General features: G+C 41.7%; 16 protein-coding genes. 10 read left to right on the forward strand and 6 right to left on the reverse strand.

All coding sequences use genetic code 11. The features are described from left to right. Positions 1–198: 198 nt before the first annotated feature. The 7 genes from VCM39_RS06225 (at position 199) to VCM39_RS06255 (ending at position 14,869) form a co-directional block, all read left to right on the forward strand. Complete coding sequence (locus VCM39_RS06225; protein WP_289291314.1) at positions 199–1,779, forward strand: sulfatase; 1,581 nt, start codon at positions 199–201, stop codon at positions 1,777–1,779. A 21-nt stretch (positions 1,780–1,800) separates the two neighbouring features. After that, positions 1,801–4,125 (forward strand): family 20 glycosylhydrolase, encoded by a 2,325-nt coding sequence (locus VCM39_RS06230; protein WP_407934712.1) that lies wholly within the window; start codon positions 1,801–1,803, stop codon positions 4,123–4,125. Between the two features lie 47 nt (positions 4,126–4,172). Next, positions 4,173–7,235, forward strand: a complete 3,063-nt coding sequence (locus VCM39_RS06235; RefSeq protein WP_322933877.1) for a glycoside hydrolase family 2 TIM barrel-domain containing protein — start codon at positions 4,173–4,175, stop codon at positions 7,233–7,235. Between the two features lie 98 nt (positions 7,236–7,333). Continuing rightward, entirely contained in the window at positions 7,334–8,464 is a 1,131-nt protein-coding gene (locus VCM39_RS06240) for a DUF5009 domain-containing protein (RefSeq protein ID WP_322933878.1), read from the forward strand. A 34-nt stretch (positions 8,465–8,498) separates the two neighbouring features. Then, positions 8,499–11,171, forward strand: coding sequence for a glycoside hydrolase family 2 TIM barrel-domain containing protein (locus tag VCM39_RS06245; protein WP_407934713.1), 2,673 nt, complete (start codon positions 8,499–8,501; stop codon positions 11,169–11,171). Between the two features lie 125 nt (positions 11,172–11,296). Beyond that, complete coding sequence (locus VCM39_RS06250) at positions 11,297–13,111, forward strand: alpha-L-fucosidase (protein WP_322933880.1); 1,815 nt, start codon at positions 11,297–11,299, stop codon at positions 13,109–13,111. Positions 13,112–13,339: 228 nt separating this feature from the next. Beyond that, the gene (locus VCM39_RS06255) at positions 13,340–14,869 is read left to right on the forward strand and encodes a sulfatase (protein WP_322933881.1); all 1,530 of its coding nucleotides are present in this window, start codon (positions 13,340–13,342) and stop codon (positions 14,867–14,869) included. Positions 14,870–15,051: 182 nt separating this feature from the next. Here the strand turns inward: VCM39_RS06255 and VCM39_RS06260 are convergent, their stop codons facing one another. From VCM39_RS06260 to VCM39_RS06270, 3 genes are all read right to left on the reverse strand, one after another. After that, entirely contained in the window at positions 15,052–16,095 is a 1,044-nt protein-coding gene (locus tag VCM39_RS06260; RefSeq protein WP_322933882.1) for an endonuclease/exonuclease/phosphatase family protein, read from the reverse strand. Beyond that, positions 16,088–17,521: a hypothetical protein gene (locus VCM39_RS06265; protein WP_322933883.1), complete on the reverse strand. Its 1,434-nt coding sequence runs from the start codon at positions 17,519–17,521 to the stop codon at positions 16,088–16,090. Before VCM39_RS06265 ends, VCM39_RS06260 begins: the two co-directional genes overlap by 8 nt. A 77-nt stretch (positions 17,522–17,598) precedes the next feature. After that, entirely contained in the window at positions 17,599–19,059 is a 1,461-nt protein-coding gene (locus tag VCM39_RS06270) for an aminoacyl-histidine dipeptidase (protein WP_322933884.1), read from the reverse strand. A gap of 161 nt (positions 19,060–19,220) precedes the next feature. On the opposite strand from VCM39_RS06270, the gene VCM39_RS06275 reads away from it, so the two are divergent. Continuing rightward, positions 19,221–19,451, forward strand: coding sequence for a hypothetical protein (locus VCM39_RS06275; protein WP_221650453.1), 231 nt, complete (start codon positions 19,221–19,223; stop codon positions 19,449–19,451). Positions 19,452–19,478: 27 nt separating this feature from the next. Next, positions 19,479–20,090 (forward strand): OmpH family outer membrane protein, encoded by a 612-nt coding sequence (locus VCM39_RS06280; protein ID WP_221650452.1) that lies wholly within the window; start codon positions 19,479–19,481, stop codon positions 20,088–20,090. 359 nt (positions 20,091–20,449) lie between these two features. Here the strand turns inward: VCM39_RS06280 and VCM39_RS06285 are convergent, their stop codons facing one another. Together VCM39_RS06285 and VCM39_RS06290 are read right to left on the reverse strand one after the other, a co-directional pair. Further along, on the reverse strand, positions 20,450–20,791 hold the full coding sequence (locus VCM39_RS06285; protein ID WP_221650451.1) for a hypothetical protein: 342 nt from the start codon (positions 20,789–20,791) through the stop codon (positions 20,450–20,452). Then, positions 20,791–21,090, reverse strand: coding sequence for an FtsB family cell division protein (locus VCM39_RS06290; protein ID WP_002561156.1), 300 nt, complete (start codon positions 21,088–21,090; stop codon positions 20,791–20,793). Before VCM39_RS06290 ends, VCM39_RS06285 begins: the two co-directional genes overlap by 1 nt. Positions 21,091–21,313: 223 nt before the next feature. Here VCM39_RS06290 and VCM39_RS06295 point away from each other — a divergent pair, with 223 nt between their 5' ends. Next, positions 21,314–23,140: a DNA polymerase III subunit gamma/tau gene (locus VCM39_RS06295; RefSeq protein ID WP_322933885.1), complete on the forward strand. Its 1,827-nt coding sequence runs from the start codon at positions 21,314–21,316 to the stop codon at positions 23,138–23,140. 150 nt (positions 23,141–23,290) lie between these two features. Here VCM39_RS06295 and VCM39_RS06300 read toward each other — a convergent pair whose 3' ends face one another. Next, positions 23,291–25,525: an ankyrin repeat domain-containing protein gene (locus tag VCM39_RS06300; RefSeq protein WP_322933886.1), complete on the reverse strand. Its 2,235-nt coding sequence runs from the start codon at positions 25,523–25,525 to the stop codon at positions 23,291–23,293. Positions 25,526–25,531 lie beyond the last annotated feature (6 nt).

The following is a 25,531-nucleotide window of genomic DNA, read 5'->3' on the forward strand; positions in this document are numbered from 1 at the left end:
TATCGTTTATTGTTTTTGTTCTTTCTTTCAAATAAAATTCAAAAAAAGACATATTTGGGACATTTTTGGAATATATAAAATTATTTTCGAACATTGGATTAGTACCTGCTGTCGTAAATTTGTATTTAAAAGAAACATAGAACTACTAAATAATAAAGGGTAGAGAAATTATTGTATTTATATTAATCTTGTTTTACCATGAACCGACCAGACTTAAAAATAGTTTATCCCTTTGCCGGATTGGCAACATTGGCTGTCGTAACTTCTTGTCAACAACAAAAAAAGGAAGAAGCAAAACCATATAATATTGTATATATTATGACGGACGACCATACGGCTCAAATGATGAGTTGTTATGATACCCGTTATATGGAAACTCCTAATCTGGATCGTATAGCCAATGATGGTGTACGCTTTACCAATAGTTTTGTTGCTAATTCGCTGAGTGGTCCAAGCCGTGCCTGTATGATTACCGGTAAGCATAGTTGTGCCAATAAATTCTATGATAACACGACTTGTGTTTTTGATAGTGCACAACAAACTTTTCCGAAGTTGTTACAGAAGGCTGGTTATCAGACTGCTTTGGTAGGGAAGTGGCATTTAGAGAGTCTGCCTACAGGGTTCAACTACTGGGAGATAGTGCCAGGCCAGGGCGATTATTATAATCCGGATTTTATTACTCAGGATAATGATACGATTCAGAAACAAGGTTACGTCACAAATATTATCACAGATGATGCTATTGACTGGATGGAGAACAAACGGGATAAGGATAAACCTTTCTGTCTGTTGATTCACCATAAGGCTATTCATCGTAATTGGATGGCAGATACCTGTAATCTGGCACTGTATGAAGATAAGACATTTTCTCTTCCCGGAAACTTCTTTGATGATTATGAAGGCCGTCCGGCTGCTGCTGCACAGGAAATGAGTATTGTGAAGGATATGGATATGATCTATGACCTGAAAATGCTTCGCCCGAATAAGAATTCACGTTTGAAATCTTTGTATGAGAAATTCCTCGGACGTATGAATACGGAGCAGCGGGCTGCCTGGGATAAGTTTTATGGTCCGGTGATTGATGATTTTTATAAGCAGAACCTAAAAGGAAAAGAACTGGCCAACTGGAAGTTTCAACGGTATATGCGCGACTACATGAAGACAGTGAAATCTCTGGATGATAATGTAGGGCGTGTACTCGACTATCTGAAAGAAAAGGGAATGCTGGACAATACGTTGGTGGTTTATACTTCCGATCAGGGATTTTATATGGGCGAACATGGCTGGTTTGACAAACGCTTTATGTATGAGGAATCTATGCGTACTCCGCTTATAATGCGTTTACCTAAAGGATTCGACCGGAAAGGTGATATAACGGAAATGGTACAGAATATCGATTATGCACCTACTTTTCTTGAGTTGGCAGGTGCTCCTGTTCCTGATGATATCCAGGGAGTATCTCTATTGCCTTTGCTGAGAGGAGAGCATCCCAAAGATTGGAGAAAAGCGTTGTATTATCACTTTTATGAATATCCTGCCGAACACATGGTAAAACGCCATTACGGTGTTCGCACGGAACGATATAAGTTGATTCACTTTTATAATGATATAAACTGGTGGGAGTTGTATGATCTTCAGAAAGATCCTGCTGAGATGCATAACTTATATGGAAAAGCAGAGTATGAACCTGTAGTGGGAGAACTTAAAGAAGAAATGCTGAAGTTGCAGGAGCAATACAACGATCCGGTTCGTTTTTCACCGGAAAGAGATAAAGAGTAAAAAAAAGGAATATATTGATTTATGATGAAATACACCTTATCAATTATAATAGCGTTACTGTTTTCCCCTATGATAGCAGTACAGGCTGAAGATTTAACACAAACGATCTCTATAGTACCCACCCCTGTGCAAGTTGTGCCAGGGGAGGGGAGCTATCGTTTTTCGGAGAATACGGTATTTGCTGTAGAGAATGCAGGGCAAGCAGAAATCGCTCGTAATTTTATCGGTCTTTTTACTTGTGCTGGCGGATTCACTCCGTTGTTGAAAGAAGGAAGTAACACCGGGGATGTTTGTTTTATAACAGATCGTAGCTTGAAGAGTGAGGCCTATCGGTTGGATGTCACTTCGGATAAGATTGTGATTAATGCTTCGGATGTAAAAGGCTTCTTCTATGCCTTGCAGACGATCCGTATGTTGCTGCCGGCTTCTATAGAGAATGCAAGAAATGTAGGCGGAGATGTTGACTGGGCCATTCCTTCGGTAAAAATCAGTGATGAACCTCGCTTTGGCTATCGCGGGTTATTATTGGATGCTGCCCGCTTTTTTATACCCAAAAAGAATGTATTGCGCATCATAGATTGTATGGCAATGCTGAAAATAAATAAACTGCATTTTCATTTGTGTGATGATAACGGTTGGCGCCTGGAAATAAAGAAACACCCTCGTCTGACAGATATAGGTGCATGGCGGGTAGATCGTACCGACGTTCCTTTTCATTCCCGAAGGAATCCGATGTTAGGAGAATCTACTCCAATTGGTGGATTTTATACTCAGGAAGATATGAAGGAGATAATAGCGTATGCTACCGATCGCCAGATAGAAGTGATCCCTGAAATAGAGATGCCGGCACATAGCAATGCTGCCTTGGCCTCTTATCCCGGATTGGCTTGTCCGGTAGTAAAGAATTTCATAGGTGTATTACCCGGGTTGGGAGGTGCACATGCTGAGGTTATCTATTGTGCCGGGAATGACAGTGTGTTTACTTTTTTACAAGATGTGATTGATGAAGTGCTGGAATTGTTTCCTTCCCGTTATATTCATTTGGGAGGTGATGAGGCCAGAAAGACGAACTGGGAAAAATGTCCGCTTTGCCAGGCACGAATGAAAAAAGAGCATCTGGCCAATGAAGAAGATTTGCAGGGGTACTTTATGAAACGGATGTGCGAATATGTACAGAGTAAAGACCGTGAAGTGATAGGCTGGGATGAATTGACGAATACGACTATACCGGACGGAACCATCATCTTAGGTTGGCAGGGATTGGGTACTGCTGCCTTGAAAGCTGCAGAGCAGGGACACCGGTTTATTATGACTCCGGCGCGTATTATGTATCTGATACGCTATCAGGGACCTCAGTGGTTTGAACCTGTGACTTATTTTGGTAATATAACTTTGAGGGATGTATTTGATTATGAACCGATACAGGATGATTGGAAACCTGAATATAAGTCTCTTTTGATGGGGATACAGGGTTGCATGTGGACTGAGTTTTGCAATAAACCCGAGGATGTGGATTATCTACTCTTTCCGCGTTTGGCAGCAGTGGCCGAAGGGGGCTGGGCTAAACCGGAATTGAAAGATTGGAATCGTTTTTTAAAAGGATTGGATGTATATAACTGCCATATTGCAGCTAAAGGAGTGGGGTATTCCCGTTCAATGTATAATATTCAGCATACAATAACACCTGAAAACGGGGCTTTAAAAGTTAATCTGGAATGTATACGTCCGGATGTGGAAATTCGTTATACGCTGGATGATAGTGAGCCTTCTGCAAAATCCCCCCGCTATATCAAAGAATTGACTATTCGGGGCGTACAAACTTTAAAGTGTGCTACCTTTGTGGGGGATAAGAAAATGGGAAAAACATTGATTTTACCTGTTATCTGGAATAAGGCTACCGGTAAGCCTGTTCTTGCCGATAATAAAAATGTGGAAGTAGTAACCAACGGGATACGGGGAAGCCTGAAACAAACAGACTATGAATGGGCTTCCTGGGAAAAAAGTGATACGGTATCTTTTACTATTGATTTATTGAAAAAGGAAACACTCCATACGGTTACAGTAGGTTGTATTACAAATTATGGAATGGCAATACATAAACCGGCATCGATAGAAGTAGAAATATCAGATGATAACCGTAAATTCAGGAAGGTGGGGACATTAAACTTTACTCCTCAGGAGATCTTCCGGGAGTGGAATTTTGTGGAAGATCTGTCTTTGAATATCAACGGGAAACAGGCACGCTATATCCGTGTGACTGCCAAAGGACCAGGGGCTTGCCCGGAAGATCATGTACGTCCGGGACAGGAATCCAGAGTGATGTTTGATGAAGTGATAGTGAAGTAATTTAGTAGTAAGTAGCCCAGTAGTAACTACTATAAAAACATAAAACCATGAATAACTTATTAAAACGAATTTATCTGATGATACTGGCAGTGCTGGTTATCATTCCCGCTGCGGCACAACAACAGCCCGAATGGCAGAGCCAGTATGCGGTAGGATTGAATAAGCTGAATCCCCATGCCTATGTCTGGCCGTATGCAACTGCTGCTGATGTACAGAAAGGAGCTTATGAAGAATCTCCTTATTATATGAGTCTGAATGGCAAATGGAAGTTCCATTGGGTGAAGAATCCCGATACCCGTCCGAAAGATTTTTATAAACCTTCGTTTTATACCGGAGGATGGGCCGATATCAATGTGCCGGGCAACTGGGAGCGTCAGGGGTATGGTACGGCTATTTATGTAAACGAGACTTATGAGTTTGATGATAAGATGTTCAACTTCAGGAAGAATCCGCCGTTGGTTCCATCTGAAGAGAATGAGGTGGGGTCTTATCGTCGTACTTTTACGATTCCTGCCGGTTGGGAAGGCCGTCGCGTGATACTTTGCTGTGAAGGGGTCATTTCATTTTATTATGCATGGGTAAATGGAGAGTTTTTAGGATACAATCAGGATTCTAAGACCCCTGCCGAATGGGATATTACCGACAAACTGAAAAATGGGGAAAATACAATAGCCCTTGAAGTCTACCGCTGGAGTGCGGGTGCTTATCTTGAGTGTCAGGATATGTGGCGGTTAAGCGGTATTGAGCGGGATGTGTATCTCTACAGTACTCCCAAGCAATATATTGCCGATTATAAAGTGACTTCTATCCTTGAAAAGAATACTTATAAAGACGGAGTTTTCGAACTTGATGTGACTGTAGAAGGAGCGGCAGCCGGAATAGCTACCATTGCCTATGAATTGCAGAATGAGGCCGGAAAGACGGTATTGAATGGTAGTCAACCGGTTAAATCCCGTGGTTTGAGCAATTTGATTACTTTTGATGAGAAACGTATTCCGGATGTTGAAAAATGGAGTGCAGAACATCCGAACCTGTATACATTGATATTGGAATTGAAAGATGCTAATGGAAAAGTGACTGAGGTGACCGGGACGAAAGTCGGTTTCCGTACTTCTGAAATAAAGGACGGTCGTTTCTGTATCAATGGTGTGCCTGTATTGGTGAAAGGGGTAAATCGTCATGAGCATTCACAGTTGGGGCGGACAGTAAGTAAGGAACTGATGGAAGAGGATATCAAGCTGATGAAACAGCATAATATCAATACCGTCCGTAATTCCCATTATCCTGCTCATCCTTACTGGTATCAGCTTTGTGACCGGTATGGCCTTTATATGATTGATGAAGCAAACATCGAATCTCACGGTATGGGCTACGGACCTGCCTCTTTGGCAAAAGACAGTACGTGGCTTACGGCTCATATGGATCGTACGCATCGTATGTATGAGCGTTCGAAGAATCATCCTGCCATTGTGATCTGGTCATTAGGCAATGAATCCGGCAATGGAATTAATTTTGAGCGTACGTATGACTGGCTGAAGTCGGTAGAAAAGAATCGTCCCGTACAATATGAACGTGCGGAAGAAAATTACAATACGGATATCTATTGCCGTATGTACCGCAGTGTGGATGTCATTAAAGAGTACGTAGCCCGTAAGGATATTTACCGTCCTTTTATTCTTTGCGAATATCTGCATGCAATGGGGAATAGTTGCGGGGGCATGAAGGAATATTGGGATGTTTTTGAAAATGAACCGATGGCTCAGGGTGGTTGCATCTGGGATTGGGTGGACCAGTCTTTCCGTGAGGTAGACAAGGATGGCAACTGGTATTGGACGTACGGTGGCGATTACGGCCCTAAAGACGTGCCGAGCTTTGGCAACTTCTGTTGTAATGGTTTGGTGAATGCCGTTCGTGAGCCCCATCCGCATCTGTTGGAGGTGAAGAAGATCTATCAGAATATCAAGAGTACATTGGTTGATAAGAAGAACCTGACTATCCGTGTGAAGAATTGGTTCGATTTTTCGGATTTGAATGAATATCTTCTTCATTGGAGTGTGACGGGAGATGACGGAACGATTGTTGCTGAAGGAAGTAAAGAGGTGACTTGTGCTCCGCATGCCGTAGTGGATATCACTTTGGGAGCTGTGAAACTTCCTAAAACGCTTCGTGAGGCTTATCTGAATCTGAGTTGGACGCGGGTGAAGGCTACTCCGTTAGTAACATCCGATTGGGAAGTTGCCTATGATCAGTTTGTACTTCCTGTATCTAAAAACAGTTGGTCCGGCAAACCTGCCAAAGCGGGGAACACAACGTTTGTTGTTGATGAGGCTACCGGTGCTTTGAAATCTCTTTGTCTGGATGGAGAAGAATTATTGGCAAGTCCGATAATTTTGAGCTTGTTCCGTCCGGCTACGGATAATGATAACCGCGATCAGAATGGAGCTAAACTCTGGAGACAGGCTGGTTTGGACCATTTGACACAAAAGGTGGTTTCTTTGAAAGAAGGTAAGAATAAGACGACTGTGAAAGCTGATATTCTGAATGCCGAAGGAAAGAAAATAGGAAATGCCGAGTTTATATATGCTTTGAACCGTGACGGTTCTATGAAAGTGCAGACTACTTTTGAGCCGGATACTTCATTGGTAAAATCGATGGCTCGATTGGGAATTACTTTTGAAATGAAGGATACCTACGAAAATGTAACTTATCTGGGCCGTGGGGAACATGAAACCTATACTGACCGGAATCAATCGGGAAAAATAGGTGTTTATAAAACAACTCCTGAACGGATGTTCCATTATTACGTTGTTCCTCAGTCTACAGGTAACCGGACGGATGTCCGGTGGATGCAACTGACTGACGAACATGGGAAAGGTTGCTGGATAGAGGCAAATTCTTTATTCCAGTTTAGCACTGTTCCTTTCTCAGATGTAATATTAGAGAAGGCACGTCATATTAATGAATTGAAACGGGACGGCAAAATAACAATACATCTGGATGCTGAACAAGCTGGAGTAGGTACTGCTACTTGTGGTCCGGGAGTTTTGCCTCCATATCTGGTTCCATTGACAAAGCAAACCTTTGATTTCACTATTTATCCTGTGAAGTAAAAAGAGAGAGAGTGATATATACTAATGAGGATATCTCCGGAAGGAGGTACCTCATTGGTTTTTCTGTTTTTCTTCCGGGGTTAAATCTATAAAATACCATGAACAAAATACCGGAAAATGATTTTACCCGATTAGCCTCATTGGATATACTTAGAGGTTTTGACTTATTTCTTCTTGTCTTTTTTCAGCCGGTGTTCGTTGCACTGGCACGACAGTTGAATCTGCCATTTCTCGATGAGGTTCTTTATCAGTTCGACCATGAGGTTTGGGAAGGGTTTCGTTTCTGGGATCTTGTAATGCCGCTTTTTCTCTTTATGACAGGGGCTTCAATGCCTTTTTCCTTATCTAAATACAAAACTGCTTCTGTAGATTATTGGCCTGTTTACCGACGGATTCTTAAACGGGTTATTTTACTTTTTATCTTCGGAATGATTGTCCAGGGAAATTTGCTTGGATTTGATGGCAAGCACATTTATTTCTATTCTAATACATTACAATCTATTGCTGTTGGTTATTTTATTGCAGCAGTTATCCAATTACATTTTTCATTCAGATGGCAGATAATAATAACGCTGTTATTGCTTCTTGTCTACTGGATTCCTATGACATTTCTGGGTGATTTTACCCCGGCAGGAAATTTTGCAGAGCAGGTAGATCGATGGGGTCTGGGACGTTTCCGGGATGGAGTTTTTTGGAATGAAGACGGAACCTGGAGCTTTTCATCCCAATACAATTATACATGGATATGGAGTAGCCTGACATTTGGGGTTACTGTGATGCTTGGAGCTTTTGCCGGAAAGATAATGAAAGAAGGCAAGATGAACCGGAAAAAGGTGGTACAAATATTACTGCTTACCGGTCTGTTATTGATCGGTCTGGCAGAGTTGTGGAGTTTGCAAATGCCTGTCATTAAGCGTTTATGGACAGCCAGTATGACGTTACTGTCCGGTGGATATTGCTTTTTGCTCATGGCATTGTTTTATTATTGGATTGATTATAAAGGGCATACACGGGGATTGAATTGGTTGAAAGTGTATGGCATGAATTCTATTACTGCCTACGTGCTCGGTGAGGTAGTGAATTTCCGTTGTATTGCAGCTTCGGTTAGTTATGGTTTGGAGCAATATTTTGGAAATTATTATCCAGTGTGGTTGACTTTTGCCAATTATTTTATTCTCTTTGTACTTCTGAGGGCAATGTATAAATGTAGGTTATTTTTGAAGGTTTGATTGTATAGATGGCATAACTAATTCCAAGAATAATATGATTATGAGAAAAGTTTTTTATTTATTATTTCTGTTTCTACTATGGACAGTTCCGGTGAGATCAGCTTATCAGCCTCAATATTCTGTGGCTGGCTTTTATCCGCTGGAGCACACAGGGCGTGAAGTGTATTCGATGAATCCGGCCTGGCGTTTTTATAAAGGAAGTGCTCCGGAGGCTTATCGGGTAGATTTTGATGATGATAACTGGGCGGTTGTTTCATTGCCGGACGGGATAGAATATTTACCGACTGAAGCAAGTGGATGTATAAATTATCAGGGGGAAGTATGGTATCGTAAGCATTTCACTCCTGACAATAGTCTTAAAGGTAAAAAGCTGTTTCTCCATTTCGAAGCTATTATGGGGAAGTCAAAGGTATGGATAAATGGTCAGTTGATTAATGAACATTTCGGAGGGTTTCTGCCCGTAATTGCCGATATAACTCCTTATGTGACTTTTGAAAAAGAAAATGTAATAGCGGTATGTGCCGATAATAGCGATGATCCTTCTTATCCTCCCGGTAAGGCACAGGATGTATTGGACTTTACCTATTGCGGGGGGATTTACCGGGATTGCTGGTTGATAGCCCACAATGATGTTTATATAACTGATCCGAATTATGAGAATCAGATAGCAGGGGGTGGTTTGTTTGTGGCTTTTGATAAAGTGTCAGAGCAGACAGCAGATATTTTACTGAATATACAAGTTAGAAATGACCGTAAACAGTCTTTTAACGGGAGAGTCGTTTATGAACTGTTGGATGCAGATGCTGAAAAGGTAGGTGAAGCTACTCACAAACTTTCTGTTGGAAAACAAAAGGCTGCGGTTGTTGCCAATAAGATCAGAATTTCTGACCCTCACCTTTGGTCGCCGGATTCTCCTTATTTGTATCAACTGCATGTATATGTACAGGATAACTACGGAAATACGATTGATGGATATAAGCGCCGTATTGGTGTACGCAGTATCGAATTTAAAGGAAAAGACGGTTTCTGGCTGAATGGGAAACCTTATGATGCTCCATTGATTGGAGCTAATCGCCATCAGGATTTTGCTGTTGTAGGCAATGCGCTTTCTAATAGTATGCACTGGCGGGATGCGAAGAAGTTGAGAGATGCCGGTATGAAAGTGATCAGAAATGCCCATTATCCGCAAGATCCGGCTTTTATGGATGCTTGTGATGAACTTGGACTTTTTGTGATAGTCAATACTCCGGGATGGCAGTTCTGGAATGAGGCTCCTGAGTTTGCTCAGCGGGTGTATTCGGATATTCGGAATATGGTACGGCGAGATCGTAATCATCCTTCTGTATGGATGTGGGAGCCAATTCTGAATGAAACCTGGTATCCGGCTGATTTTGCACAGAAAGTGAGAGATATTGTGATGGAAGAATATCCATACCCTTATTGCTATACAGGTTGTGATTCTGAGGCTAAAGGGCATGAATACTTCCCTGTGCTTTTCAAACATCCTCATTTGGGAGGAGTAGATAAAGAGGAAGCAGAACATCCGGAAATAACGTATTTCACTCGTGAATGGGGCGATAATGTAGATGATTGGAGTTCGCATAATTCTCCCAGTCGCGCCAGCCGTGCCTGGGGAGAAACGCCTATGTTGATCCAGGCACAGGGATATGCTAATCCTTCTTATCCGTATACTTGCTATGAAACGTTGTTCCAAACACCCCGTCAACATATCGGAGGCTGTTTGTGGCATTCATTCGATCATCAGCGGGGATATCATCCCGATCCGTTTTATGGAGGGATTATGGATGCTTTCCGCCAGCCCAAATATTCATATTATATGTTTAAGTCACAGCGTAGTCCGAAAAAGACAGATTTGATTGCCGAAACCGGGCCAATGGTATTTATTGCGCATGCTATGACTCCTTTCTCACCAAAGGATGTGACGGTTTACTCCAATTGTGAAGAAGTTCGCCTGACGGTATTTAAGGATGGTAAACAGTATAATTATAAAAAAGAAAAAAGAGAGAAAGGGATGCCTTCGCCTGTGATAACATTTAAAGATGTATATGATTTTATGCAGGATAAGGCTTTGTCCCGTCAGAGAAAACAAGCAGATGTATATATGCTTGCAGAAGGACTTGTGGATGGAAAAGTAGTGGCTACTCATAAGGTGTCACCGTCGCGTCGTCCTTCCAGGCTTTTGTTATGGGTTGATAATGAAGGTATGAATATGGAGGCTAACGGTTCGGACATTGTGACGGTGATTGCTGCTGTTGCCGATGATAATGGAAATATTAAGCGTTTGAATAATTATTTTATTCGTTTTGAAATAGAGGGTGAAGGTGTAATTTTGGGTGGAGAGGATGTGATGGCCAATCCGCGTCCTGTACAGTGGGGTACGGCACCTGTGCTTGTGAAGTCCACGACCACTCCGGGAAAAATTAAAATTCGTGCTTCTGTATTGATAGAAGGTAAGCAGATGCCTGCCAGTGAAACGATTGAGATAGAGACACAACCGGTCACTTATCCTTTAATTTTTGATGTAGCGGAAGAAAACGCAGCTGTTAAAATGGTTCGGGAGAAAAGTGCAGATAAAGTGAGAGATGAAGATTGTGCCCGTGAAGTAAAGAAATTGCAGATGGAATTGAATCAATATAAATTGAAAGAAGTGGAACAGCAACAAACTGATTTCGGAGAAAAAAGATAATATTCACCACAGAGTTTCACAGAGTCACACAGAGTTTTATTTAATTTAGTTTCAACAATAACACTCTGTGGTACTCTGTGAGACACTGTGGTAAATATAGTGAAGTAAACGTAAATATTCAACCAATGAAAAAGCTTTTATTATCAGTCATTCTGTTCGCTTCGATTTGTAGTGGACAGGCACAAAATGAGAAAGGGTATTATGTGAAGCATCTGGAATTTCCACAGAATGCCACGCTTCAGGAGAAAGTAGATATGGCGGCGAGGTTAGTGCCGACTCCACAGCAATTGGCCTGGCAACAGATGGAGCTGACAGCATTCCTGCATTTCGGTATTAATACTTTTACCGGGCGTGAATGGGGAGACGGGACGGAAGATCCGGCTTTGTTTAATCCTTCACAGTTGGATGCAGAGCAGTGGGTACGTACACTGAAAGATGCCGGTTTTAAAATGGTCCTTTTAACGGCTAAACATCATGATGGTTTCTGTTTGTGGCCTACCAAAACTACAACCCATTCCGTAGCCTCTTCTCCTTGGAAGAATGGTAAAGGGGATGTTGTGAAAGAACTTCGTGACGCTTGTGATAAATATGGAATGAAGTTCGGTGTTTATCTCTCTCCATGGGACAGAAACGCTTCATGTTATGGTGATTCTCCGAAATATAATCAGTTTTTTATTCAACAATTGACGGAGTTGCTTACTAACTACGGAGAAGTACACGAAGTGTGGTTTGACGGTGCAAATGGTGAAGGTCCTAACGGGAAAAAACAGGTCTATGACTGGGATGCATTTTATAAAACGATTCAGAAGTTGCAGCCCAAGGCTGTGATGGCTATAATGGGAGATGATGTACGTTGGGTTGGCAATGAAAAAGGAATTGGCCGTGAAACGGAATGGAATGCTACGGTACTTACTCCGGGAATCTATACCCGTTCGGAGGAAAATAATAAACGGTTGGGAGTGTTCAGTAAGGCAGAAGATTTAGGGAGTCGTGATATACTGAAGAATGCAACCGAACTCTTCTGGTACCCGTCTGAGGTGGATGTTTCTATTCGTCCGGGATGGTTCTATCATAAAGAAGAGGATAGCAAGGTGAAAAGTCTGAAGCATCTGGCGGATATTTATTTCCAATCCGTTGGTTACAATTCTGTCTTGTTATTGAATATTCCGCCGGATCGTCTCGGATTGATTAATGAGGCGGATGTGACTCGTTTGAAAGAGTTTGCCGAGTATCGTAAACTGGCTTTTGCAGATGACAGGGTGAAAGAGGGGCAGAAGTTATGGGAGGCTACTCCGAATGGAGAGCGTACCTATAAACTGAAATCCGGTTCGGAAATAAATGTAGTGATGTTGCAGGAAGATATTGCAAGAGGACAGCGTGTGGAAGCTTTTTCTGTGGAGGCACAGACTGCTGATGGTTGGAAAGAGATAGCTCAAGGGACTACGGTTGGTTATAAACGTTTGTTGCGCTTTCCTGATGTAAAGGCCAATCAGTTAAGAATTAAAATTAAAAATTGTCGTCTGACTGCTAATATCAGCCGGGTAGCAGCTTTCTATGTGGCTCCTTTGCAAGAAGAAAGTGAAGAAGTGGATTGGAATAATTTGCCGCGTACTACCTGGAAACAGGTGTCTGATTCTCCACTTACCATTGATTTAGGTAAATCGGTAATATTAAGTGCTTTTACATATGCTCCTGCTAAGGCAGAGGCAAAACCGACTATGGCATTCAGGTATAAATTCTTTGTAAGTACAGACGGAAATAATTGGCAGGAAGTACCTGTAAATGGTGAATTTAGTAATATTATGCACAATCCTCTTCCGCAAACAGTACCATTTAAGGAAAAAGTGAAAGCACGTTTTATCAGGTTGGAAGCTACTACGCCGACCGACACTCCTGCAAAGGTGGAAATAAATGAGATTGGTGTAACTGCTGAAAAGTAAATTAAAGCAGTTTCTAAGAGCCTGTTTAAATTTTGTTCAGCATTCTTTTGAGAGTTATTTTTGAGGATATTTTTTCGTTTTTACGAGGAGCATAGCGGGCTATGTGACGACTAAAAACGGAAAAATAGACCGGAAATAAACTCAAAAGAAGCTGAAAAATCCTATTTGAAGAAAATTTAAACAGGCTCTAAGTTGTAACAGAAAAAATCTATTAAACAAGAAAATACCATGAATGTAGATAAGCGTAAATTATGGACTGCTGCTTCTGTCTTGATTTTATCTGGACCGCTAACAGCCCAGCAACAGCCTAATATCATTCTCTTTTTGGTGGATGATATGGGGTGGCAGGATACTTCGGTTCCTTTTTGGACAGAGACAACGGAACTAAACCAGATTTATCATACGCCCAATATGGAGCGACTTTCTCAAATGGGGGTTAAGTTTACTCATGCTTATGCCAACTCGATCAGTTCACCATCACGGGTGAGCCTTTTCACCGGAGCTAATGCAGCAAGGCACCGGGTGACTAACTGGACCTTGAAGAAAGATGTTTCGACAGACAGGAAGAACGATTTGCTGGCATTCGGTGATTGGAATTATAATGGCTTGTGCCCGCAGGAAGGTATACCTTACACTTTTTATGCTAAATGTCTGCCGGAATTGCTTCGTGAAAACGGATATACAACCATGATGGTAGGTAAGGCGCATTTTGGCTCTCTGGATACTCCGGCTGCTGATCCGTTGACTATTGGTTTCGATTATAACATTGCCGGACATGCTGCCGGGGCTATGGGAAGCTATCTGGGAGAAGAAGGGTATGGTGCAAGCGGAAATCCGGAATGGGCAAAGATATGGGCAGTACCGGATCTGGAAAAATATCATGGTACGGATACTTTCCTGACTGAGGCTTTGACTTTGGAAGCCAAAGGGCTTATGGACAAAGCACTTGCCAAAGAAAAACCATTCTTTTTGTACATGAGCCATTATGCTGTTCATGCTCCTTTTGCTACTGACAAAAGATTTTATGATAGATACATAGCCAAAGGGCTTTCGCATAAGGAAGCGCAGTATGCCGGATTGGTGGAAGGCATGGATAAGAGTTTGGGAGATCTTATGGACTATCTGGAAGTAAAAGGTATTGCTCAAAACACAATTATTATTTTTATGTCCGATAACGGGGGATATACCATTGGACGTACAAATAAAAATTATCCGTTGAGTGAGGGAAAGGGTTCGTTAAAAGAAGGTGGGATTCGTGAGCCAATGATTGTTTGTTGGCCGGGAGTCACACAACCTGCTACAGTGAATGTAACTCCTGTGATAATAGAAGATTTCTTTCCCAGTATACTGGAGTTAGCCGGAATGAAAGGGAAAATACATACTCCACAGACTATTGATGGTAGAAGTTTTGTTGCACAGTTAAAAGGGAAACAGGGAGATCAAAAGAGACCTTTGTATTTTCATTATCCTAATAACTGGGGAGAACGGCACGAAACGACCGGTGCTCCGCAAAGTGCTGTTATTGAAGGAGACTGGAAGTTGATTTACTACTATGAATCGCAGACATCGGCTCTGTTCAATCTGAAAGAAGATATCTCGGAACAACATAATCTTATCGGCGAAAAAGCATATCAGAAGATAGCTTTGAAACTGGCAAAGGATTTGACTCGCCATTTAAAGAAGACAAATGCTACTATGCCTGTAGTAAAAGCTACCGGAGATTTTGTGAAATACCCGGATGGGGCAGGAGTGGAATAATGGAATATTAGAAACTGTTTTGATTTTCTTTTTAAAAGTTTTTATTAGCACCTTCTGAGTTTATTTTCGGTCTTTTTACCTGTTTTCATTTGTCACATAGCCCGCTATGGTCCTCATTAAAACAGATGAAATCCTCAAAAATAACTCTCAGAAGAAAGCTAAAATAAAATCAAAACAGTTTCTTAATGTATCTCTTTCAGTTCAAAATCGGTATATATAGGTAGATGGTCACTGTATCCACCTAAATATTTCATACCATAATAAGTGCGGAAAGGTTGTTTTCCACCATATTTATCATCATCGGATAACAGAAAGGGCAGGCGGCTTACGTTTGCCCTTTCTTCATTGGTAAAAAAAGGTGCAGAAACATTCAGAAGAGTGCCGGAAACAATCATGTGATCCAATAACCCCCATTCTCCCTGATATTTATAAGAGCCGAATGTATGTTTTCCGGCTTTGGCTTTTCCGGCTAATAAATGATAGAGTTTTAATGCTTCGGGATAGGGAGGAGGTGCAATGGCTGCAAGGACTTCCGCAATGGATTTATTTTCCGGATAGTCATTGAAGTCTCCCATGATGATCAGTTGTGGACGACGGCGGGAGGTTAGTATACTGTCTGCTTCCAATCGGATTTTCTTTGCAACAGACAGGCGATAAGGTTCCGATTCTTTGGCTCCTCCTGAACGGGAAGGAAGATGAACTACCAATACATCCAGGCTGTCTCCGGTGGATAAAAGTCCGCATACGTGGAGAATATCTCTTGTAGGGCGCTTGTGTAAATGGACGTTATCTATTGGAACAGATCGATGGAATAATAATTTAAAACGGTCACGCTGATAAAGCAAGGCCACATTGATACCCCGTTCGTCGGGAGAGTGAGTCATAACATAACGATATCCATGTTCTTTTAAAGGGGAGTAATGTACAAGATCCCGCATGACACTGTCATTCTCTACTTCGCAAAGTCCTACTAATGCAGGAGGAGTCCATTCTCCAACCGCTGTAATAACACGTGCTATACTTACCAGTTTCTTTTTGTAGCGGCTGTAATTCCAGTGACGAAGCGCATTGGGGAGAAATTCATAATCATTCTTTAGAGAGTCATGACGGGTATCGAACAGGTTTTCCACATTCCAGCACATCACACGGAATTTCTTTTCTTTTTGCGCTGTGAGTAAGGAGGGGGATAAGAAAAGGAATAATAAGATAATTATCCCTTTATTCATTTTCTTCTGTTTTTTCTTTCCATTCGTAACATCCGGCATCCGGTGCTTCATCTTCAAGACGGGGTATTCCTTTTAAGTCCTGCGGATAGTTACGGGCATCTTCAGCCAATCCTATATTGATGGCGGCCGATTTTGGAGTTAATTGGAAATCGTACAATTGTTCTCCGCGTTTGTCTATCAATTGGAAGTTATCATCTTTTTTCCATATAACATTCACTATCTTATCATTTTTCTCCTCTATTGAGTTTATAAGGCAATAGGAGAAATAATAATTGAAAGGTATAGAAGAGTCTTTGGAACGTCCGCCACTAATCTCATCACTGGACGAACCGACTATGATACAATTACGGAACGCAGCTAATGTCAGTGGGTAAGCAATTTCTTTCTTCTCGTTGCTGAGGGCAAGGGCGACCCCTTGCTTGATATCCCAACTGTAATAATTGGCCAGTGTGCAGTGTACGAATTCATAATCACCTCCAAGCAGGCTGACACAGTGGTTGCCGGCATTACTAATCTCACTGTTTCCTATGGTTGCCTGGCAGGAAGTCATTTCCAATCCGTTGCCCGATACCTGGCGGATAACAGAATTAGTAAGTGTGAGTTTCTTTCGGTCTACAGCAGCCGAATCGCAGCGGATACCATATATTCCTCCGTGAATATCGACAAAGTTCAGTGAATTCTCATAGCTGGAGGTGTGGAAGCGAATACCATCCCATTGACCCGGCAAACGGTCGTAGGGGAGGTTAGAGAACATTTTATCAGTACGGTCGCCCCGGAATACAACAGGAGCATTCAGTGTGCCTTCTGCCACAAGTTGTCCATGTACCTGTATACTTGATTTACCATGGAAATAAAGGCGTGTTCCGGCGGCAAGAGTAAGTCGGGCACCTTCTTTTATGCTTAAACTATCATAAATAACGATAGGGCGGGACGAGCTGATTAGTGTGTCCTGGGTGATTTCTTTTTTACGTAAAGAAAGAAAGTCTTGTCCGTATGCTTGTAATTTAACATCCTGCCAGTTACCATTCGTGATAAACACGATGGAGTCTTTTTTGAAAAAAGGAACATCACGGTCTCCGGGAGCTAACGTAGCTTCTACAAAAATAAGCAAGCTATCTTTGCCCCGTAATTCAACGTCTGAAAAGTGGCTGCCTTTAGCTCCGTCTACATTGATGCGGAAACCAGAGTTGGCTGCATCTGCTAAGGTGATGGATGAAATGACCAGCGACTCCTTATTGCGATTGTACACTTTTAGCTGATAAGTGGAGGTACCGATACCTGCAAGTACAGTATCCATACGCAGGGTGTCATAAGAGAAAGCCAGTTTGAGAGAAGAATCGGTAGAAAAGTTCTCATCGTCACAAGCCGAAAACAATGCCAGACCTGTAAACAGAAAGAGGAGAATATGTACCAGATTTCTTTTCATACCTTAATCTTATATATAAAAATCAGGCACGGATAGAGGAATCCGTGCCTAATATTAACGGCAAATGCGTTGGTTTATTATTTCTTTTCCGGGATATTTGCCAGTACGTCCAGCAGATGACGCCAGAATTTATCTACCGAAGGAATGTACATACGCTCATCCGGTGAGTGAACTCCGGTTAATGTAGGACCAAAGGAAATCATGTCTAATGAGGGATATTTGTCGAGAAAGAGTCCGCATTCCAGACCGGCATGGATAGCTTTCACTTTAGCGTCTACACCAAACAAACGTTTGTAAGAGGCGGCTGCCACTTCAAGGATGGCTGAGTGTGGGTTGGGTTTCCAGCCTGGGTAGCCTTCTCCGAAACTGACCTTTGCACCTGCCAGTTGGAAAGCTGCACGAACTGTATTTGCCATGTCGTTGCGGGCAGAAAGGATAGAGCTGCGTTGGCTGGTTTCAATGCGGATAACGTTGCCCGGTTTCATCTTGACAGATGCCAGATTAGTAGATGTTTCTACCAATCCCGGAATATCCTGACTCATGGCATATACTCCGTGAGGTACTGCATAGAGTGCTTTGAGTAAACGGGCAGTAGTATCCTGATCAATTGCTTTAGCACGGGGAGTTTCTGATTCTAATACAAGTTTTAAATCAGGTTCTGTTACGGCAAGTTCGTTCTCTACTTCAGCTGTGAATACGTTGAGATCTGCCCGTACGTCGTGTTTGGCATCTTCAGGAACAGCACAGATGGCATATGCTTCGCGAGGGATGGCATTGCGTAGGTTTCCTCCATTGATTTCGCATAGATATAAGTCGTACTTCGTACTCATCTGACTAAGGAAGCGATTTAGTATTTTATTGGCATTGCCACGTCCCAAATGGATATCACCACCGGAGTGTCCACCTTTCAGGCCTTTCACTTCTACTTTAAAGAAGAAATATCCGGCTGGAACTTCTACCTCTTTATATGTGAATTCGGCAACAGAATCAATTCCTCCTGCACACCCGATAAACAATTCTCCTTCGTCTTCTGAATCGAGGTTCAACAGGATATCTCCGTTCATAAATCCTTCTTTCAGGGCAAATGCTCCGGTGAGGCCGGTTTCTTCGTCTACAGTGAACAAGCACTCCAATGGTCCGTGCTCAATAGTATCGTCGGCAAGGATAGCAAGTTCGGTGGCTACACCGATGCCGTTGTCTGCTCCCAGTGTTGTACCTTTTGCTTTCAACCATTCACCGTCTATTTCTGTTTCAATAGGGTCCGTGAGGAAGTCATGCTCCACATTATTATTCTTTTCGCATACCATGTCTACATGCGATTGTAATACTACGGTTTGCAGGTTTTCTTTGCCTGGAGTAGCAGGCTTCTTGATTAATACGTTTCCGGCTTCGTCTACTTTTGTTTCCAGATTATGTTTTTCTCCGAATTCTTTTAAATATGCAATAATTTTTTCTTCCTTCTTTGAAGGACGTGGCACTTGGCATATTTCTGCGAAATACTTGAATACGCCTGCCGGCTTTAGTTCTTGTTTTTCCATTCTTTTTCTTTTTATTTAAGTGAATGATTAAAATTTAACGTCATTCTGCTAAATATGGTTAAAACTCTTGAGGTTTATGAGCACGTTTCTCTTTTTTTATAATAAAAAAGGCGGTTGAGTCCATACAAAAGTCTATATTTGCACCCACAAAATTAATAGAAATGCTTAATACAATACTGTTTACTCTGTTAATAGTTGCTATTTGTCTCGTATTATTAGGTCTCAAAGTCTTTTTTGTAAAGGGTGGAAAATTCCCTAATGGACATGTGAGTGGTAATAAATCACTGAGAGAAAAGGGAATTGGCTGTGCTCAGTCTCAGGACCGTGAAGCGCAACAAAAGCGTCGTTCTATTGCTGATCTTGAAAAAGCCTTAAATGATAGTATGAACTAATTAATTAAAAACTATATTTTACAAGTTATGAAGAGAATAAATTGCCTCATTAACGGTTTTGCTGCTCTTGCGATCATCGTTTTATTTTCACAATGCGCAGGTAAAGCTGACACACAAACTACGACAACTGGCGGAGAAGCAGCAACTGCTACTGTATCCGGTGATTTAAAAATCGCTTACGTTGAAGTAGATACATTGCTTTCCAAATATAATTTTTGCATTGACCTGAATGAGGCCATGATGAAAAAGGAAGAGAACATCCGTATGACGTTGAATCAGAAGGCTGCTGCTCTTGATAAGGAACAGAAAGAATTCCAAAAGAAATATGAAAACAATGCATTCATCTCTCCGGAAAGAGCTCAACAGGAGTATAACCGTTTGATGAAGATGCAACAGGATTTGCAGGTATTACAAAATAACCTGTCCAATCAGCTGGCTACAGAGAATCAGAAGAATAGTTTGCAGTTGCGTGACTCTATCAACGTTTTCTTGAAAGAGTATAACAAGACTAAAGGTTATAATCTGATTTTAAGTAATACAGGTTTTGATAATCTGCTTTATGCCGATAGTTCGTTTAATATCACACAAGAGATTATCGACGGTTTGAATGCAAGATATACTTCTGCTGCTAAGAAGTAATAGATAAAAAACTTAGAGCTAAAGGCAGTTTCGTGATAAACGGGGTTGCCTTTTTTCTTTATTAGTAATGAGTTCAAAGCTGACCGGAAATGAATCAGTTTACCACAGAGGACACGGAGGGCACAGAGATATTATTTTCTCTGATGAAACACGGATGATCGTGGATGAACACAGATTAAAAAACTGTAGTTCTTTATTTTATCATTATTTCCCTTTGCGAGAATTTGCGTTCATCTGCGTTTTAATAAAGATTTAAAACTCCGTGTTCTCTGCGTTCTCTGTGGTGAAATATTGATCAAAATCGCACTAATCTGCGTCAATAATGACCATTACTGATGTACCTTCCGATGCCGGAAATATTATTGTTGTAGTTTGGCTTCTTCCTGTGGAATACGGAAAGCTGTGTAGAGTTCGAGAATAGCGGCGATAGTGAGACATGCGATCCAGTCATTACCACGCGTGAAAAACATGAAAGCTCCGGTTAGTACAAGTGCAATTGCTCCGAATATTTGTTGAATACGGAGGCGCTTCAGTGTTTTACTTTTACCGCGAACGGGGGTATTGATTTGTGCCAGTGCTACAAAGCCTGCACCAATGGTATATATATAAGGTGCATAAACCCATCCGGTGATGAATACTGCTGCTCCAACAAGAGCCATGAGAGCGCCTACGGCGAAAAGTGCGGGTATGAGTTGCTTCATTATTTATCTTCAAATACGTAAATGTCTTCGTTCGGTTTCTTCATCAGATACTTTTCACGCGCTATCTGCTCAATGGCATCCGGATTACTGCTTAGTTCGTTGAGCTTCTTTGTATTCTCTTCGTAATCGGCACGGTATTTATCAATTTCACTCTGCAAGCGGCTGATTTCACGCGTGTATCCAATACGGCGAATGGCACTGTTCTCATCCAGAAAACCAATGATGGCTGCAAAAATCAGAATAGTGATAAGGTATTTATGCTTACCGATGAACTCCCAGATTGTTAGTAAATTGCCCATGATTTCTCCTTTAATTCTGAATGCAAAGATAAAACTTATAACTTAAAAGTTGCCACTTCTTGCCTAAAACTTCTCACTCGTCACTTATTACTTCTTACTTTTTTTGCGTACATTTGCAGTGAAAGCAAAAATAGGTTCACTTGACATAGCTCAGGCAGGCTTGCCTCTGTTCTCATTGCGCTATTTTTGCATAAACTCAAAAAAAACAGAGAGATTCTGACGTATGGAAAACTATATTGTATCTGCCCGTAAGTATCGTCCGTCCACCTTTGAGTCGGTGGTAGGTCAGCGGGCATTGACTACTACACTGAAAAATGCCATCGCCACACAGAAACTGGCTCATGCCTATCTGTTTTGTGGTCCCCGTGGAGTAGGAAAAACAACTTGCGCCCGTATTTTTGCCAAGACTATCAACTGTATGTCGCTTACTGCGGATGGAGAAGCGTGTAATGCTTGTGAATCTTGTGTGGCTTTCAATGAGCAACGTTCGTATAATATTCATGAACTTGATGCAGCTTCCAATAACTCGGTGGATGATATCCGTCAGTTGGTAGAGCAGGTGCGTATCCCGCCTCAGATAGGTAAGTATAAAGTGTATATCATTGATGAGGTGCATATGTTGTCTGCTTCTGCTTTTAATGCGTTCTTGAAAACGCTGGAAGAGCCTCCCCGTCATGCTATTTTTATTTTGGCTACAACGGAGAAGCATAAAATACTTCCTACTATCTTGTCGCGTTGCCAGATTTATGATTTCAATCGTATCAGTGTGGACGATACGGTACAACACTTAACTTATGTTGCTTCCAAAGAGAATATAACAGCCGAACCCGAAGCGCTGAATGTAATAGCACTGAAAGCAGATGGTGGTATGCGTGATGCTCTTTCTATCTTTGATCAGGTAGTTAGTTTCACCGGTGGGCATATTACCTATAAAAGTGTTATTGAGAATCTCAATGTGCTGGATTATGAATATTATTTCAGGCTGACCGATTGTTTTCTCGAAAATAAAGTAAGTGATGCATTGCTGTTGTTCAACGATGTATTGAATAAAGGCTTTGATGGCAGTCACTTCATAACAGGGCTTTCGTCACATTTTCGTGATTTGCTTGTGAGTAAAGATCCCGCTACTTTGGCATTGCTTGAAGTGGGAGCAAGTATTCGTCAGCGTTATCAGGAGCAGGCACAGAAGTGTCCGTTACCTTTTTTGTATCGGGCTATGAAGCTCTGTAATGATTGTGATCTGAATTACCGGGCCAGCAAAAATAAGCGTTTGTTGGTAGAACTGACCTTGATACAGGTTGCCCAGCTTACCATCGAGGGGGATGATGTGGGTGGTGGGCGTGGCCCTAAACAAGCTATAAAACCCATATTTACGCAATCTGTAGCTGCTCAGCAACCACAGACTGCTCCTGTTGCACCTCAAACTCAGCAACAAACTGCAACTGCTCAACCGGCTCAGGCTGCTCCGGTTCAACCTGTTTCTGCTGTCGGATCTTCTACTTCGTCTCCTGCGGGTGTACCCGATGCTGTAGTGAAAGCCGCTGTACAGGAAGAGAAGAAAATACCTGTAATGAGTAAATCCAGTCTTGGAATGTCTATCAGACGTCCTCAAAGGGAAGTTGCTGCACAGAGTACAACAGCTGTCCAGGCACCTGCTCATGCGCAGGTGCAACCTGAAGAGGATTATATATTCAATGAAAAGGATTTGAATTATTACTGGCAGGAGTATGCCGGTCGTCTTCCTGTGGAGCATAAAGCACTTGCTATGCGTATGCAGAATATACGTTTGACATTGCTTAGTGATGCTATTACTTTCGAGGTTGTGGTAGATAATGAGATTGTAGCAAAGGATTTCACTTCTATGATTCCGGATGTACAGAACTATCTTCGAAGCCGTTTAAAGAACCGGAAAGTGAGAATGACAGTCCGTGTCAGTGAGGCGGCAGAAAATGTACGGGCGTTTAGTCGTGTGGAGAAGTTCCAGATGATGGCAAAGAAAAACGAAGCGCTGTTGCATTTGAAGGAGGAGTTCGGGTTGGAATTATATTAGTGTAAGTTGTAAAGATTAAGCCAATATATGTAATGCCCCGTTACAATATATGTTATCATGGATAATAATATATGTAACGGGGCATTACATTTAATGCTGCTTTGTAGAGTTGCATACTTTTAGAAACGTCCCTTTCAATTCATCAGATGCTTATATCTCATTTGTCGTAAACAGGTCATAAAGTTCCTTTTCGTTTTGTTTTTTTTCTAATTCTTCCAGCGTATCTGCTTCGAACGATCTGAAGATAAGATACTGGAGATAGCAAAACTCCTGACCGGGCAGTATATCTTTCATCCGGTTGTGTATTTTATACAGAATTTCTCCTTCTGTGAAGGTTGCACCGTTATCTGCTTCCATATCATATACCTCCATGTGCCTTGTTTGCGGGCTGTAATAGCAAAGGGTGAAGGATGGTTGTTTAATCACGACAACATCCGGATTCCAGAAATGGTTTCCGTGTTCCGATTGAAATACGATTACTTCTCTTATAAAGGTGCGGTAATCCGTATATTCCGTTTCTGTAAACTTCCAGATGACATCTGCCAATATCACATCACTATCTTCCAAAGACGAGAAGAGTGATAAATCGCATTTCATTTCCTTTCCTGCTGTCCATCCTTTGAGAATCCATACATTCGCACTGTCAGGTTCTCCCAGGCTTTCCATATAAGGAGCGAGTTCATTCTGAAGTTTATATATCCATTCGTCCATAGAAATGTATTTTCCGTTATCGGGAAGGATTTCTATTTCAAAGTGAGGTGAGTTCTTTTCAGTCATTCTATTGTATCGGATTAGAATACAGGGTGTCTCATATGTTTTATCAGAATAATCCTCCATGTCCCATTCTGCACGGCAATGTTCCAGTTCACTCTTGAATTGGTCGAATGTTTCGTACTTCTTATTTTTGAAGTGCCATGGGAAATAGATATAATCTTGATAGGGAGTATCATGTTTTGAATGCCGGGTGCGAAATACTTTCTTTAATAGGAAGTTGAACTTACCATAGCACAACAGGAAGTTCAGCAGCAGGAGAATACCGGTAAGGAGTATCTGGTTCCAATTTCGGAGCGTGTATTTCTGCATATCGACAACCAGCTTCCTTGCTGTATCATCGTAACGAATGGGAATGCATGTCTCTGAGTCTACTCCGCCATCGAATGTGCATACTCCTTTTACTACAACAGCGATACTGTCTGCTGTGACAAAGTGGAAACCAGTGTAATCATACTTGGCGGCATATTCCTTTCCTGTATTCCTTACGATTAGTTCGTCAAAATCAGTATATAGGGAAGAAAACATAAAATAAAGTATGATACTTTGTATGACGACAAAGTATAGCATGAGAAAAAACATGCCTTCTTCTTTGCGGATAGAAGGGAATACTTTTTTGGACATCACCCAGACAAAGATGACTGCAACGAGTATTGAAAGTAGCACGAGCGTTGGCGTAGCACCTTCTCCAATATGATTGTGCAGGTAATCTACCCGGGGAGAAGCATGGATCCAACTTCCCGTCCTGCTCGTCCCGTCTTCTTCTATGATAATGCGGATAGATGTATTTAGTTCCCACTTTTTATGATCATAGTTTCCGGTTTCCATCAGATTGCGCAAGCTATCCTGTTCGCGCAATTCTGCCAGTTTTCGTTCTTTTCTTTGTTGCTCTTTTTGTTGTTCTTGTTTGGCCTCTTCTATGAATTGCAGTCGAAGCAATCTGAACTTAAGGCTAAGTTTCGTAGCTTGTTCGGAAGAAATAGCATACATGCTCAGAAGTTTACTGTTTTTAATGTCCTGTGGGCTGACTGTTATTTTTTCACCCTGTTGCAACCAGAGTTTTAATGCCGGCGTGTAAACATCTGCTCTCATGTGTTTTTTTTCATTATGCTGGTAGGTCAGGTAACACAATAACTCTTTTATCTCCTTTTCATCCACTTTGGCTCCTTTTTCCAACAGATAACGCGTCATAGTAAGGTTGTGGAAAAAACTGATTTCTGCAGTGATGGATAATCCTAATGGTCCTTTTTTGTTCAGGTCGGCACCAGCCTTCAGTAGCATATCAATGGCTTCTTTCTGGTTTTCACTGGCTGCATAATATAATGGAGTATACCCCTTATTGCTTTTTTGCTCCACATCGGCACCGGCTTCGAGTAAGAATTTTATTTGTACTAAATCGCCTTTGGCAGCAGCTTTCATCAACAGTGTTTTTCCGTCTTCCTCTGCAGCATCCATCGGGACTCCCTCATTCAACATCTGACGTAATGTCAAAGTATCACCCGTTTTTATGGAGGTATATTGAGCCGGGAGAAGAGTTCTTTTTGTGTTTTGTGCCTGAATTGATAGGAAAAGAAGGCAACATAGAAGCTTCAATAGTAGTTTGGTCTTTATCATATCTAA

The sequence above is a fragment of the Bacteroides mucinivorans genome, assembly GCF_034654355.2.
GTDB lineage: Bacteria > Bacteroidota > Bacteroidia > Bacteroidales > Bacteroidaceae > Bacteroides > Bacteroides nordii.

Coding starts and splice junctions, on each gene's coding strand:
- VCM39_RS06290 (WP_002561156.1), bottom strand. CDS start 21,090: ATGGGCAATTTACTAACAATCTGGGAGTTCATCGGTAAGCATAAATAC.
- VCM39_RS06295 (WP_322933885.1), top strand. CDS start 21,314: ATGGAAAACTATATTGTATCTGCCCGTAAGTATCGTCCGTCCACCTTT.
- VCM39_RS06285 (WP_221650451.1), bottom strand. CDS start 20,791: ATGAAGCAACTCATACCCGCACTTTTCGCCGTAGGCGCTCTCATGGCT.
- VCM39_RS06270 (WP_322933884.1), bottom strand. CDS start 19,059: ATGGAAAAACAAGAACTAAAGCCGGCAGGCGTATTCAAGTATTTCGCA.
- VCM39_RS06275 (WP_221650453.1), top strand. CDS start 19,221: ATGCTTAATACAATACTGTTTACTCTGTTAATAGTTGCTATTTGTCTC.
- VCM39_RS06225 (WP_289291314.1), top strand. CDS start 199: ATGAACCGACCAGACTTAAAAATAGTTTATCCCTTTGCCGGATTGGCA.
- VCM39_RS06255 (WP_322933881.1), top strand. CDS start 13,340: ATGAATGTAGATAAGCGTAAATTATGGACTGCTGCTTCTGTCTTGATT.
- VCM39_RS06245 (WP_407934713.1), top strand. CDS start 8,499: ATGATTATGAGAAAAGTTTTTTATTTATTATTTCTGTTTCTACTATGG.
- VCM39_RS06250 (WP_322933880.1), top strand. CDS start 11,297: ATGAAAAAGCTTTTATTATCAGTCATTCTGTTCGCTTCGATTTGTAGT.
- VCM39_RS06300 (WP_322933886.1), bottom strand. CDS start 25,525: ATGATAAAGACCAAACTACTATTGAAGCTTCTATGTTGCCTTCTTTTC.
- VCM39_RS06235 (WP_322933877.1), top strand. CDS start 4,173: ATGAATAACTTATTAAAACGAATTTATCTGATGATACTGGCAGTGCTG.
- VCM39_RS06280 (WP_221650452.1), top strand. CDS start 19,479: ATGAAGAGAATAAATTGCCTCATTAACGGTTTTGCTGCTCTTGCGATC.
- VCM39_RS06265 (WP_322933883.1), bottom strand. CDS start 17,521: ATGAAAAGAAATCTGGTACATATTCTCCTCTTTCTGTTTACAGGTCTG.
- VCM39_RS06240 (WP_322933878.1), top strand. CDS start 7,334: ATGAACAAAATACCGGAAAATGATTTTACCCGATTAGCCTCATTGGAT.
- VCM39_RS06260 (WP_322933882.1), bottom strand. CDS start 16,095: ATGAATAAAGGGATAATTATCTTATTATTCCTTTTCTTATCCCCCTCC.
- VCM39_RS06230 (WP_407934712.1), top strand. CDS start 1,801: ATGATGAAATACACCTTATCAATTATAATAGCGTTACTGTTTTCCCCT.